Genomic DNA, 12,219 nt, shown 5'->3' on the forward strand with positions numbered 1-12,219 from the left:
GTAGCAGATTGTTTAAGAAGGAAACTACCTTGTCTAAACCTACCTTAGCCGTCGCGTTGATCGTAAAAGATGAAGAGAAGCACCTGAAAGCTTGTCTAGACACAGTAATAGATTGGGTCGATGAGATTGTTCTTCTAGATTCAGGTAGTACTGACACCACTGAAGAGATCGCTAGGCAGTATACTGATAAGTTTTATACCAATTTAGAATGGCCTGGGTTTGGCAAGCAACGCCAGCTTGCTCAAGACTATGTGGAATCGGATTTCGTGCTTTGGTTGGATGCCGATGAGCGTGTTACCGATGAATTACGCCAAGACATACTCAACGCGATCAGCCAACACTGCGATAAAAACATTTATCGTGTTAACCGACTAACGACAGCCTTTGCAAAAGAGATTCGTTACTCAGGCTGGTCACCTGATTGGGTTGTACGTTTATACAAAACATCAGAAACGAAATATAACGACGCGCTCGTTCATGAAAGCGTTGTTATTCCCGATGGCTTTAAAGTAGTTTCGTTAAATGGCCGTTTGAAGCATTTTACTTATGAAAAGCTTGGCGAGTACACGCGAAAAACCCAACTGTACATGCAATCTTGGGCAGACCAGCGTGAAGGTAAAAAGTCAGCCTCACTTTTTAGTGCATTTACCCATGGTTTCTTCCGTTTCTTCAAAATGTATATTATTAAACGTGGCTTCTTAGATGGTCGACATGGCTTTTTACTCGCCGTACTAAGTGCAAACACAACCTTTACTCGCTATGCAGACCTGTGGCTGCGTGATTACGTCAAAAAACATAATAAAGAGCAATAACATGAACATTTGCCACGTTAACTTAGCTTCTGGATACCATGGTGGCGAGAATCAGACGCTGCAACTCATTAAGCAGCAAGTAAAGCTCGGCTATCAACTGACAGTTGTTGCAAACCCTAAAAGCCCTTTCGCTGATGCGGTAAAAGCGTTAGGCGTTAAAGTGGTATTAGCGAACCACTTTACCAAAGCACACTCAAAATCTATCACTAAGGATTGTGCTCTGATCCATGTACATGAAGGACGTGCCATTTATTGGGCTCTGATCCAACATATGCTCTACGGCAAACCATATATTGTCACTCGCCGAATCGACAACGCATTGAAAAAGAAATGGTTGGCAAACTTAGCCTATTCGAAAGCCTCCGCTGTGGTAGGTCTAAGTACTGAAATAGTTCAGAGAGTGAAAGACGCTTACCCAACTTCAGTAACATACAAGATCCCAAGTTCACCGGTGACATACCCTGCTAACGCTGAAACGGTACAAGCGATTAAAGACCGCTTCTCAGGTAAATTTATAGTGATACATGGAGCAAACATGCTGAAACATAAAGGCTTCAATGTCACTGTCGGCGCGGCAAAGCTATTAGAAAAGTCCGCACCCTTTGTCCATTTTTGTTTACTAGGTGATGGCTCAGAGAGGCAGGCTCTTGAGTCACAAGCACAAGACTTAACTAACATCAGCTTCGAGGGCAAACAAAGTAATATGGGTGATTGGTTTGCTGCGGCAGATTTGCAGGTTCATCCTTCTTACACAGAGGGGCTAGGCTCTGTCATTTTGGAAGGTATGGGCTCTGGTTTACCTGTTATAGGTACTAATGCAGGTGGTATCCCTGACATTATCGACCACAATTCAAACGGCTTACTTGTTGAACCAGGTAATGCACAAGAGTTGGCGAATGCAATAATGAAGATTGCTCAAGATGAAAAGCTTCAACAAGAATTCATCGCCAATGGGCAAGAAAAACTGAAGTTATTTGATATCAACTACACTGCTAACCAGTACGTAGATGTTTACGAGAAAGTTTTACGATGAAAAAAGTCATTTACCCAGGAACGTTTGACCCAATCACTAACGGTCACTTAGATATCATTACGCGTGCCGCAGACATGTTTGATCAAATTATTATCGGTGTCGCTGCAAGTCCTTCGAAAAAAACACTGTTTAGCCTAGAAGAACGAGTAAAACTCGTTGAAGAATCAACAGCGCACTTAAGCAATGTATCAACCGCTGGTTTTAGTGGCTTACTGGTTGATTTTGCTCGTGAGCAAGAAGCAAATGTACTGGTGCGCGGCCTTAGAACAACTGTCGACTTTGAATACGAATTTGGCCTAACGAGCATGTACCGCAAACTGTTACCAGGTGTTGAGAGCGTGTTCCTGACACCAGCAGAAGAATACGCTTTTCTCTCTTCTACCATCGTCCGTGAAGTAGCAATCCATGGCGGTGATGTCGAGCAGTTTGTGCCAAAATGTGTTCATACAGCTATCAAAACAAAGGTAGCCAAATGAGCTTCACTAAATTCAAATACTATTCCAGCAACTCATTAATATCGCTCATTCCCACCTCGCTTTTTCGACTGTATGCCAAAAGAAAGCTAAAGGCATACGACGAGAATGAGCAAAGTGACATTCAAGCTAGAGTCAAATATTACAACAAGATCATAGAGCAATTTGAAGTAGGCAATAAAGGGACTAAAGTCCGTAGTTTTAAGAAAACTAGTGGGACAACATATTACTTCGATTTACTCAAAGTCATTAAAGGCTTTCCGTCAAACTTCGCTTTTCATTACCTCAACGGTGATGTTCGACACGTCCCAGATGAGCCGACATTTGTGAAAAGTCGCCCCATTAGCGACGATAATGGCAATTCAGTAATATTAAAATTAAATGCAATTCGACACTTTTACTTTGTTCGCGATAAATTGTCATTTGAAGCAAAGAAAAATATGGTGGCTTGGCGTGGCGTAGGATTCCAACCACGTAGACAGGTTGTGTTACAAAAATTTCATGCTCATCCAATGTGCAATATTGGCCAGACTCGACCTCTAGATGGAAACCCATGGGAGAAAGAGTTTATGTCAATAGAAGAGCAACTTACTTACAAGTTCCTTCTAGCCATTGAAGGAAATGACGTTGCCACCAACCTAAAATGGGCAATGTCCTCAAATTCACTAGTGCTCATGTCGAAGCCAACTTGCGAAACTTGGTTTATGGAAGGACTTCTCGAAGCGGGAGTTCACTATGCTGAAGTTGCAGATGACTACTCTGATTTAATTGAGAAAATGGAGTACTACATCGCGCACCCAGAAGAAGCGGAAAACATCATCAAAAATGCTCATACATGGGTCGATCAGTTCCGAGATCAAAAACGCGAGCGTTTAATTTCATTATTGGTCGCGAAAAAATACTTCGAGAAATCAGGACAAATGTAATCTTGCCCTTCCGCTCTTAAGTTTTACTTCTGACATTCCCCACAGAAGAAGGTATTGCGTTGGCCTATCTTTTGTTCTTGGAGAGCTTCGCCGCATTCTGGGCATAGCTCTCCGGCTTTTCCGTAAACTAATAACTCTTGTGCGAAGTAACCTGGCTTGCCATCTGCTTGGGCGAAGTCTTTCAATGTCGTTCCGCCTTGCTGAATGGCGATCTCTAGCGTGGCTTTGATGTTCTCCACCAGCAATTGCCATTCTTTCTTGGTTAGCTTACCTGCAGGGCGAGTGGGATGAATGCGCGATTTAAACAAAGATTCGTTGGCGTAAATGTTTCCGACTCCGACGACGACTTTATTGTCCATAATGAACTGTTTAACCGCAACGCGCTTACCTTTGGCTTTCTCCGCTACGTAATCAGCATTGAACTCTTCAGTCAAAGGTTCTGGTCCCATATGACCTAATACAGCATGTGATTCATTTGGTGCGCTCCACAGCCATGCGCCAAAACGGCGTGGATCGTTGTAGCGCAGTATTTTTCCATTAGTAAGTTTGAGATCCACATGATCGTGCTTTGCTGGAGGAAAATCAGCATCAAGCACACGCAGTGAACCCGACATTCCTAAATGAACAATCGCAGTACCTTCGTCCGTTTCAATCAACAGATACTTAGCGCGGCGACTGATATTACGAATCACCTGCCCTTCTAGCTTCTTCAACTCTTGAGGGATATCCCAACGCAGTTTCGGGGTTCGGAATACAAATGCCTTAATCGTCTCGCCAACCATGTGTGGACTGATGCCCATTCGGCTTACTTCAACTTCTGGTAATTCAGGCATTTAATTCTCCTTAAAACGCTAAGAGCATTGATATTGGGTGGCTAGCATAATCGAAAAGAACAAAGACAAACACAGCCTTTGAAAAGGGTTATTCGTAAGGCTTACTTGGGCATGATGTAGTTGCCATCAACAGAAATCGCAATCCATTTATCTTGCCAGTTTTTAAACAACCAAAAGTCGCCAAGCCGATAAAAGGTCACTCGTTGCGGTTCTTCTAAGTCTTGGTACCAGATCTCAATACTTTCTGGAGAAGACAACTGAGACTTTAAATTATCGTATTGTTCTGAGGTCAGCTCAGTCCCTTCCAAAGATTGCCAACGAGTCACAATCTCTTGTACGGGAATATTAGCTTTAATGTTCGATTGCCATTGCCCATTTTGTTTCTCTAATTCCCAACCTGAGAAGTAAATAGCACTCACTTCATGATCAGAGCGCAATAAATTGGGGTAAGGATCCATGGGTTCTTCGACAAGGTAGGTTTTGATCAAGGTTGGCGCATTCAAGATCACCATAAAAACGATGATGCCTAGGATAAGAATATTGTTCCAACGACGGCGACGGGCCGGACTAACGCGCATAGCAGTTCCTAATCTCCTGTAGTTATCAACAAACTACCAAAGCGTATGAATTTTGACTAGAACATCTGTATGGAAACACGTGAAAGAAGGGATGAAGTGAAGGATTACTGAATTTTAGGTAATAAAAAGCCCAACTCGAGAGTTGGGCTTTTTAAATCGTCAAAGAGACAAAACCAATTATTTGATTTTAGCTTCTTTGTACATAACGTGCTGGCGTACAACTGGATCAAATTTCTTGATCTCAAATTTGCCTGGCATGTTACGCTTGTTCTTATCTGTTGTGTAGAAGTGGCCAGTACCTGCTGAAGATACTAGACGGATTTTCTCACGAACGCCTTTCTTTGCCATTGCCTATTTCCTCTTAAACGTTTTCGCCACGTGCACGGATATCAGCAAGAACAGTATCGATACCCTTCTTGTCGATGATGCGCATACCTTTTGCAGTAAGGCGTAGTTTAACAAAACGTTTTTCGCTCTCTACCCAGAAACGATGAGTTTGTAGGTTCGGCAGAAAACGACGCTTAGTAGCATTTCGTGCGTGTGAACGGTTGTTACCCGTTACTGGACGCTTACCAGTTACTTGGCATACTCGTGACATGAATGTCTTCTCCAAAATCGTTTCAGCTCGATATCAACCTTGGTGGCCGAACCTCTCTATTTCTCGGAAAGAAGTTAGAGGTTAAGAACCGCTATGGAAAATCCATACAAGGCTATCAAAGGTCGCGCATTATACTAACTTGATATGCATTGCTCAAGACCCGAACAGATCCTTTTTACAGGTTTTCGTGATCTTTTTTTAGACAGCAGGTTTTTTCTAGCAGTCCAAGCTGAATTCAGTTAAAAATTTAGTGGCGAGGATGATAGCAGATTTTTAGCAACTAACAACCTAAAAAATGCACAGTTATATCCACCCTCTTTCTGCAAAAGAAACGCTTTCGCCATCACCGATAACGAAATGGTCCAAAATCCGTATATCCACCAGCGCTAAAGCATCGATTAATCGTCGCGTAATTCGTCTGTCTGCTTGGCTCGGCTCTGCAACACCAGACGGGTGATTGTGTGCCAGAATCAAAGCAGCTGCGTTATGATGCAGGGCTCGCTTGACCACTTCTCTCGGATAAACCGACGCGGCATCTAGTGTGCCTTCAAACAAAATCTCATCTTTTATTACTCTATGCTGGTTATCTAAGAAAAGAATGTAGAAAGCCTCTCTTTGTCGATCTCTTAATATAGAAGAAAGGTACATTTTAGTTTGTTCGGGGCTGGTTAATGCATCACCACGCTTTAAGGTTTCGGCTAAATAACGTTGCGTCATTTCCAAGACAGCTTGTAACTGCACGTATTTCGCTTGTCCCAACCCTTTGTGTTGGCAGAACTCTTTTTCGGTTGCAGAAAAAAGCTGGCGAAGTGAACCGAAATCTTGAATAAGAAAATCAGCCAATTCGATGACATTCATACCTTGTGTGCCAGTGCGAAGAAAAATCGCCAATAGTTCAGCATCGCTCAAAGCTTGCGGCCCTCTGTGTAGCAGCTTCTCTCGTGGCATAGAATCAGTAGGTAAGGATTTAAGGGTCATCATGAGCTCTCTTTCTCTAGTGAACTCCTATTGCACAAAACAAAAGCAGAAATTCGAAACTAACTTTTGTTTTTTCCGTTAGCCGCAGCTTTTTTATGTAATTTAGCAATCCATCAGAATGTACCGCGTTCAACCAGATCGTCTTTTCTCTCCTGTGGATTCCTTAAAAAGGCATAGACCTCTTCTCTAAAATTTGAACACAAAAAACTATTATTGAGGCTCTAGAAATCCCAATAATTAATATTCTGTAGTTTGATATGGATTATCTTAACGCCAGATTTGCTTGAGCGATGAAAGATTCAATTGTGCTAAACTCGTCGCCAGAAAAATTGGAGATCTCACATGCAAACACTAGCAGGAAAGAAAATTCTACTCGGCATCAGTGGCGGTATTGCCGCGTATAAATGTGCGGAGCTAACCCGTCGCCTAATAGAAAGAGGCGCGCAAGTTCAAGTAGTGATGACCAAAGCGGCGAAGGAGTTCATTACTCCCTTAACCATGCAGGCAGTTTCTGGGCGCCCGGTGTCGGATAGCTTGTTAGACCCAGCAGCAGAAGCGTCGATGGGTCACATTGAACTGGCAAAATGGGCAGATTTGGTTCTTCTTGCTCCTGCAACTGCAGATTTGATTGCACGTATGTCGGCAGGCATGGGTAATGATTTGCTCACTACGCTAGTACTTGCGACAGATTCTCCTATCGCTGTTTCACCAGCAATGAATCAGCAGATGTACCGTAACGTCGCAACTCAAGAAAACATCGCCACACTGGCACGCCGTGGTATGCACATTTGGGGCCCTGCGGCCGGTGAGCAAGCATGTGGCGATGTTGGTCCTGGTCGAATGCTAGAGCCAATGCAACTTGTCGGCTTATGTGAGCAGTTCTTCCAACCGAAACTATTGGCAGGAAAATCGGTACTGATCACCGCAGGTCCAACTCGTGAAGCGATTGACCCAGTGCGTTACATTTCTAACCACAGCTCAGGAAAGATGGGCTTTGCACTAGCAAATGCCGCAGCGCAATTGGGTGCGAAGGTCACGCTAGTCAGTGGACCCGTCAGCTTGAATACGCCAGCAGGTGTTGAGCGTATCAATGTTGCGAGTGCACAAGAGATGCATGATGCTGTAATGGCTCACGCGCCTAACCACGATGCTTTCATTAGCTGCGCCGCCGTAGCAGATTACCGTCCAGAAAATGTGGCGTCTCAAAAGTTGAAAAAGACCGAAAACAACGATCAGATGACCATCAACATGGTCAGAAATCCTGATATCGTAGCGACCGTCGCCAACATGACAGAGCAACGTCCATTCACAGTTGGTTTTGCAGCAGAGACCAACGACGTAGAAACCTACGCTCGCGGTAAACTGGTAAAGAAAAACCTCGATATGATTTGTGCGAACGATGTTTCTGTTGAAGGCCAAGGTTTTAACAGTAACGACAACGCCATCACTTTATTCTGGCCAGAAGGCGAACAGGCGTTGGCATTAGAATCCAAAGAAGCGCTAAGTTTCAGAATTTTGGAAAAAATGCACGAATTGATGTAATTACCATTCGCTTTTCATAGAAAACTGGCACAAATTTGGTACAAACATGACAAGTGAGGGTGTTAAAGCTCCCATTACCTCCTCACTGGTCTAGTTTGATGCCAAAGAGCGTCTTATAATCCCCTCCGCTCAACTTTGTATTTTGAAAGGAAGTAACTAAATGGCCGGCAGTAAAAAATCCAATCGTCGTGAAGAAATCTTGCAAGCTCTCGCGCAGATGCTTGAATCTACAGAAGGGGCTTCACGCATTACTACGGCAAAATTGGCGAAACAGGTCGGTGTTTCAGAAGCGGCACTTTACCGCCACTTCCCAAGTAAAGCTCGCATGTTTGAAGGCTTGATTGAGTTCATCGAAGAAGCACTCATGACTCGTATCAACCGCATTTTGGATGATGAGAAAGACACGCTAGAGCGCATTCGTATGGTAATGCATCTTATCTTGGCATTCTCAGAACGTAACCCAGGTTTGACACGCATTCTTTCTGGTCATGCTCTAATGTTTGAAAATGAGCGCCTACGCGATCGCATCAACCAACTGTTTGAACGTATCGAAACGCAACTTCGTCAGATCCTACGTGAACGTAAAATCCGTGAAGGCAAATCGTTCCCAGTGGAAGAGCGCATTTTGGCGGCTCAAATCCTAGGACAAGTTGAAGGCAGCTTGAACCGCTTTGTTCGTAGTGATTTCAAATACCAACCAACCGCGAACTTTGACGAGTATTGGGCACTTCTCAGCGCACAAATTAAGTAGAGATTATGAGTAAAGACAAATTCACTAAGCCGGAGTTTTCTCTTTCACTTCTCCACCCTCGTAACTGGGGTGTTTGGCTCGGCTTTGGCTTTTTGGCTATCGTGGTCAATATCCTTCCATACCGTATGTTGCTGTCGTTAGGCCGTACACTTGGCCACCTCGGTATGCGCTACGGCAAAGGTCGTGTCCATGTCGCGACACGTAACCTTGAACTGGCTTTTCCAGATAAAGCGCCTGAAGAGATCCAACACATTGTTGAAGAGAACTTCAAGAATACCGGTATGGCACTGATCGAAACCGGTATCACTTGGTTTTGGCCGACATGGCGTTTCAAAACTCTGATCATTGAGAAAGACCTAGTCGCACTTCGTGAGAAAGCCACAGAAGGTAAAGGTGTATTACTGTGTTGTGTACATGCTTTAAATCTTGAAATCACCGCTCGTGCTTTCGGTGTGTTAGGTGTTGCAGGCTATGGCGCTTTCCGCCCGCACAACAACCCAGCGTACAACTTCATTCAGTACTGGGGACGCACACACAACGGCAATAAACTCATTGACCGCAAAGACGTTAAACAAATGATTCGTGTTCTACGCAGCGGTGAGCGTTTGTTTTACTTACCGGATCACGATTACGGTCGTAACAAATCGGTATTCGTCCCTTTCTTCGCAATTGAAGACGCTTGTACTACAACTGGCACCAGCATTCTGGCTTACACGTCCAAGTGCTCGATAATTCCGGGCTCAGGCTTCCGCAATGGAGATGGTAAGTATGAAATCATCGCTGATAAGTGCATTGAAGCCGACTATCCGAAAAAAGACGAAGTAGCGGCAGCGGCTTACATGAACACCTTTGTAGAAGAAGTGATTCTGCGCGCACCAGAGCAGTGGATGTGGCTACACAAACGCTACAAGACCATGGCTGATGAAAATGCGCCAAAAGGTATTCGCTATAAGTAAGTGATAAAGACAAAAGAAAGGGGCTGATGGATATCCACCAGCCCCTTTTTCTTCAATGATGAAAGAGCAATTAAATGCCGTATTCCGCGCGGTACGCTTTTACTGCTTCTAGGTGCTCTTTGTCTGTACCTTTTTCTTCAAGGAAAGTCACAAGGTCAGTCAAACTAACGATTGAGATGATTGCACAACCAAAGTCACGCTCCACTTCTTGAATCGCAGACAGCTCACCTTTGCCTTTTTCTTGGCGGTCAATCGCAACTAATACACCTGCTAGGTCCGCACCGTTTGCTTGGATGATTTCCATTGATTCGCGAATCGCGGTACCTGCTGTGATTACGTCATCTACTAGCATGATACGACCTTCAAGCGCTGAACCTACAAGGTTGCCACCTTCGCCGTGGTCTTTTGCTTCTTTACGGTTGAAGCAGTAAGGCGTGTCAATGTCGTGGTGATCCGCTAGCGCTACAGCTGTTGTAGTCGCGATTGGGATACCTTTGTATGCAGGGCCAAACAGTACATCAAACTCAATGCCGGAGTCCGCCAGCGCTGCAGCGTAAAAACGACCAAGACGCGCTAGGTCACGACCAGTATTGAAAAGACCAGCGTTAAAGAAGTACGGGCTTTTACGGCCAGATTTCAAAGTAAACTCACCAAACTTAAGAACTTCTTTCTCAAGTGCAAACTCAATAAATTCACGCTGGTATGCTTTCATTATTTTCTCTCTAAATACAGGCTTGGTATCCATATTCCCAAGCAGTTAATAAACACTAATGCGTTATCTCCTAAGTAGATGGATTTACAGCTAGGCAGCAAGTTTTTCTATCCCTATGAGCATAGTCTTCCTATGTAAATAGGTCGGACTGGCGCTCCAGTAGAAAAGCGCAGCGAACAACGCTGTAGATTCATATACGACGGAGATAAAAAAATAGCCCCCATAATGGGAGCTATTAAAATCAATTGGCTAACGCCGCCTTCTGCGCTGCGACAATTTCCGTAATGCCGACTTTCGCCGACTCTAACAGTGCCATCAGCTGCTCATGACTGAACGGTTCACCTTCTGCGGTGCCCTGAATTTCAATCATCTTACCTTCTTCTGTCATCACAACGTTCATGTCTGTGTCTGCCGCTGAATCTTCAACGTACTCAAGGTCACACAGAACATCATCACCTAGCAAACCAACTGAAACTGCCGCTACGTGGCCTTTCATTGGGTTTGCTTTTAGCTTGCCGCTATCCACTAGGTGTTGAAACGCGTCTGCCATTGCAACGCTTGCGCCGCTGATAGATGCAGTGCGAGTGCCGCCGTCTGCTTGGATAACATCACAGTCAACTGTGATCATGAACTCACCCATCGCTTGTAGATCAACCACAGCGCGTAGGCTACGTGCGATCAAGCGTTGGATTTCCATCGTACGACCACCTTGCTTACCGTTCGCCGCTTCACGACGAGTACGCGAGTGAGTTGCACGAGGTAGCATGCCGTATTCAGCCGTTACCCAGCCTTTACCTTGACCTTTTAGCCAACGAGGCACAGACTCTTCAACGGTCGCATTACACAACACTTTGGTGTTACCAAATTCAACTAACACTGAGCCTTCAGCATAAGCTGTGTAGTTACGAGTAATTTTGATTGGGCGAACTTGGTCCGCCTTGCGATCGTTTGGACGCATGGGCATCTACCTTAAGTAATGAGGAGAAGACGATTTGGTTGGGCGCAGATTATAACGGAATCGATTAAATAAAGCTATCTGGACAATCTCGTCACAGAATAGCAAAGCCTCTGCCATCTTGCTGTGCTACTATTGCGTGGTAATTTTCAGCAAATTTAAAAGACAGGAAAATTCGATGATTTACAGTATGACAGCGTATGCGCGCAAAGAAGTAAAAGGCGATTGGGGCAGTGCAGTGTGGGAGATCCGCAGTGTAAACCAACGCTACCTAGAAACTTACTTCCGCATGCCAGAGCAGTTCCGTGCTCTTGAGCCAGTACTGCGTGAGCGTTTTCGTAAGCGCCTAGCTCGCGGCAAAGTAGAATGTAATCTGCGTTTTGAAGCAAACCCAGCAGCAAAAGCAGAGCTTAGCATTAACGAAGCACTGGCAAACCAAGTGATCAAAGCTGCTGAGCAAGTGATGCACATGACTGGCGAACTAAGCCGCATCAACCCATTCCAAGTCATGCAATGGCCTGGTGTGATGGAAACACCTGAGCAAAATATGGATGAGGTGAACAAAGAACTGCTTGCTGCATTTGATGAAGCAATTGGTGAGTTCATCGAAGCGCGTGGCCGTGAAGGCGACAACATGAAAGCGCTTATCGAACAACGCCTAGAAGCGATCACATCAGAAGTCGTGAAAGTTCGCGCACGCATGCCAGAAATCCTAGAGTGGCAACGTGAGCGTCTGTTCTCGAAGTTTGAAGATGCGAAAGTAGAGCTAGACCCATCTCGCGTTGAGCAAGAGCTTATCCTTCTGGCACAGAAATCAGACGTAGCAGAAGAGCTAGACCGTCTTGATTCTCACGTAAAAGAAACCACAAACATCCTGAAGAAAGGTGGCGCAGTCGGTCGTCGTTTAGATTTCATGATGCAAGAGTTCAACCGTGAATCGAACACGCTAGCGTCAAAATCAATCAGCACAGACATCACTGCATCAGGTGTTGAACTGAAAGTTCTGATTGAGCAAATGCGCGAACAAATTCAGAACATCGAGTAATAAAGACCTCGATGAGATATCTAAAGA

The 12,219-nt window shown here is 44.7% G+C and carries 15 protein-coding genes; 8 read left to right on the forward strand and 7 right to left on the reverse strand.

Going from position 1 to position 12,219, the window contains the following annotated elements; translation table 11 throughout:
- Positions 1–29: 29 nt before the first annotated feature.
- Genes OQJ86_RS02825 through OQJ86_RS02840 form a run of 4 tightly spaced genes read left to right on the forward strand, consistent with a single transcriptional unit; the run spans position 30 to position 3,244 of the window.
- On the forward strand, positions 30–812 hold the full coding sequence (locus tag OQJ86_RS02825) for a glycosyltransferase family 2 protein (protein WP_265986055.1): 783 nt from the start codon (positions 30–32) through the stop codon (positions 810–812).
- Between the two features lies 1 nt (position 813).
- Positions 814–1,845 carry a glycosyltransferase family 4 protein gene (locus OQJ86_RS02830; protein ID WP_265986057.1) on the forward strand — a complete coding sequence of 344 codons (1,032 nt, stop codon included), beginning with the start codon at positions 814–816 and terminating at the stop codon, positions 1,843–1,845.
- Positions 1,842–2,321, forward strand: coding sequence for a pantetheine-phosphate adenylyltransferase (gene coaD / locus OQJ86_RS02835; RefSeq protein WP_038890939.1), 480 nt, complete (start codon positions 1,842–1,844; stop codon positions 2,319–2,321). Before OQJ86_RS02830 ends, coaD begins: the two co-directional genes overlap by 4 nt.
- Positions 2,318–3,244 (forward strand): glycosyl transferase family 90, encoded by a 927-nt coding sequence (locus OQJ86_RS02840; protein WP_265986063.1) that lies wholly within the window; start codon positions 2,318–2,320, stop codon positions 3,242–3,244. The genes coaD and OQJ86_RS02840 overlap by 4 nt, the downstream gene beginning before the upstream one ends.
- A 23-nt stretch (positions 3,245–3,267) precedes the next feature.
- Here the strand turns inward: OQJ86_RS02840 and mutM are convergent, their stop codons facing one another.
- The 5 genes from mutM to radC form a co-directional block, all read right to left on the reverse strand.
- Positions 3,268–4,077 (reverse strand): bifunctional DNA-formamidopyrimidine glycosylase/DNA-(apurinic or apyrimidinic site) lyase, encoded by an 810-nt coding sequence (mutM, locus tag OQJ86_RS02845; RefSeq protein WP_265986065.1) that lies wholly within the window; start codon positions 4,075–4,077, stop codon positions 3,268–3,270.
- A gap of 101 nt (positions 4,078–4,178) precedes the next feature.
- Positions 4,179–4,655 (reverse strand): hypothetical protein, encoded by a 477-nt coding sequence (locus tag OQJ86_RS02850; protein ID WP_039974583.1) that lies wholly within the window; start codon positions 4,653–4,655, stop codon positions 4,179–4,181.
- A gap of 177 nt (positions 4,656–4,832) precedes the next feature.
- Entirely contained in the window at positions 4,833–5,003 is a 171-nt protein-coding gene (gene rpmG / locus OQJ86_RS02855; RefSeq protein WP_004410866.1) for a 50S ribosomal protein L33, read from the reverse strand.
- Positions 5,004–5,016: 13 nt separating this feature from the next.
- A complete protein-coding gene (gene rpmB / locus OQJ86_RS02860; RefSeq protein ID WP_005467944.1) occupies positions 5,017–5,253 on the reverse strand; it encodes a 50S ribosomal protein L28 in 237 nt (78 codons plus the stop codon).
- 303 nt (positions 5,254–5,556) lie between these two features.
- Positions 5,557–6,231: a RadC family protein gene (gene radC, locus OQJ86_RS02865; RefSeq protein WP_038877097.1), complete on the reverse strand. Its 675-nt coding sequence runs from the start codon at positions 6,229–6,231 to the stop codon at positions 5,557–5,559.
- Between the two features lie 342 nt (positions 6,232–6,573).
- Between radC and coaBC the strand changes: the two genes are divergently transcribed.
- The 3 genes from coaBC to OQJ86_RS02880 all read left to right on the forward strand — a co-directional run bounded on the left by coaBC (position 6,574) and on the right by OQJ86_RS02880 (position 9,480).
- On the forward strand, positions 6,574–7,773 hold the full coding sequence (coaBC, locus tag OQJ86_RS02870; protein ID WP_265986190.1) for a bifunctional phosphopantothenoylcysteine decarboxylase/phosphopantothenate--cysteine ligase CoaBC: 1,200 nt from the start codon (positions 6,574–6,576) through the stop codon (positions 7,771–7,773).
- Positions 7,774–7,933: 160 nt separating this feature from the next.
- Positions 7,934–8,524, forward strand: coding sequence for a nucleoid occlusion factor SlmA (gene slmA, locus OQJ86_RS02875; protein ID WP_005434407.1), 591 nt, complete (start codon positions 7,934–7,936; stop codon positions 8,522–8,524).
- Positions 8,525–8,529: 5 nt separating this feature from the next.
- Positions 8,530–9,480 carry a Kdo(2)-lipid IV(A) acyltransferase gene (locus OQJ86_RS02880; protein ID WP_265986193.1) on the forward strand — a complete coding sequence of 317 codons (951 nt, stop codon included), beginning with the start codon at positions 8,530–8,532 and terminating at the stop codon, positions 9,478–9,480.
- 70 nt (positions 9,481–9,550) lie between these two features.
- On the opposite strand, the gene pyrE is transcribed toward OQJ86_RS02880, so the two are convergent.
- Positions 9,551–10,192: an orotate phosphoribosyltransferase gene (gene pyrE / locus OQJ86_RS02885; RefSeq protein WP_005379384.1), complete on the reverse strand. Its 642-nt coding sequence runs from the start codon at positions 10,190–10,192 to the stop codon at positions 9,551–9,553.
- A gap of 241 nt (positions 10,193–10,433) precedes the next feature.
- Positions 10,434–11,150 (reverse strand): ribonuclease PH, encoded by a 717-nt coding sequence (rph, locus tag OQJ86_RS02890; protein ID WP_005430192.1) that lies wholly within the window; start codon positions 11,148–11,150, stop codon positions 10,434–10,436.
- Between the two features lie 175 nt (positions 11,151–11,325).
- Between rph and OQJ86_RS02895 the strand changes: the two genes are divergently transcribed.
- The gene (locus tag OQJ86_RS02895) at positions 11,326–12,192 is read left to right on the forward strand and encodes a YicC/YloC family endoribonuclease (RefSeq protein WP_038864819.1); all 867 of its coding nucleotides are present in this window, start codon (positions 11,326–11,328) and stop codon (positions 12,190–12,192) included.
- The last annotated feature ends 27 nt before the right edge of the window (positions 12,193–12,219 follow it).

This window comes from Vibrio sp. Sgm 5, assembly GCF_026241575.1.
In the GTDB taxonomy this organism is placed as follows: Bacteria; Pseudomonadota; Gammaproteobacteria; order Enterobacterales; family Vibrionaceae; genus Vibrio; species Vibrio jasicida.

Excerpts from the sequence above, each read along its gene's own strand:
- rpmB (WP_005467944.1), bottom strand. The coding sequence starts at position 5,253 with ATGTCACGAGTATGCCAAGTAACTGGTAAGCGTCCAGTAACGGGTAAC.
- rpmG (WP_004410866.1), bottom strand. The coding sequence starts at position 5,003 with ATGGCAAAGAAAGGCGTTCGTGAGAAAATCCGTCTAGTATCTTCAGCA.
- coaD (WP_038890939.1), top strand. The coding sequence starts at position 1,842 with ATGAAAAAAGTCATTTACCCAGGAACGTTTGACCCAATCACTAACGGT.
- coaBC (WP_265986190.1), top strand. The coding sequence starts at position 6,574 with ATGCAAACACTAGCAGGAAAGAAAATTCTACTCGGCATCAGTGGCGGT.
- pyrE (WP_005379384.1), bottom strand. The coding sequence starts at position 10,192 with ATGAAAGCATACCAGCGTGAATTTATTGAGTTTGCACTTGAGAAAGAA.
- OQJ86_RS02850 (WP_039974583.1), bottom strand. The coding sequence starts at position 4,655 with ATGCGCGTTAGTCCGGCCCGTCGCCGTCGTTGGAACAATATTCTTATC.
- OQJ86_RS02880 (WP_265986193.1), top strand. The coding sequence starts at position 8,530 with ATGAGTAAAGACAAATTCACTAAGCCGGAGTTTTCTCTTTCACTTCTC.
- OQJ86_RS02830 (WP_265986057.1), top strand. The coding sequence starts at position 814 with ATGAACATTTGCCACGTTAACTTAGCTTCTGGATACCATGGTGGCGAG.
- OQJ86_RS02895 (WP_038864819.1), top strand. The coding sequence starts at position 11,326 with ATGATTTACAGTATGACAGCGTATGCGCGCAAAGAAGTAAAAGGCGAT.
- radC (WP_038877097.1), bottom strand. The coding sequence starts at position 6,231 with ATGACCCTTAAATCCTTACCTACTGATTCTATGCCACGAGAGAAGCTG.
- mutM (WP_265986065.1), bottom strand. The coding sequence starts at position 4,077 with ATGCCTGAATTACCAGAAGTTGAAGTAAGCCGAATGGGCATCAGTCCA.
- rph (WP_005430192.1), bottom strand. The coding sequence starts at position 11,150 with ATGCGTCCAAACGATCGCAAGGCGGACCAAGTTCGCCCAATCAAAATT.
- slmA (WP_005434407.1), top strand. The coding sequence starts at position 7,934 with ATGGCCGGCAGTAAAAAATCCAATCGTCGTGAAGAAATCTTGCAAGCT.
- OQJ86_RS02840 (WP_265986063.1), top strand. The coding sequence starts at position 2,318 with ATGAGCTTCACTAAATTCAAATACTATTCCAGCAACTCATTAATATCG.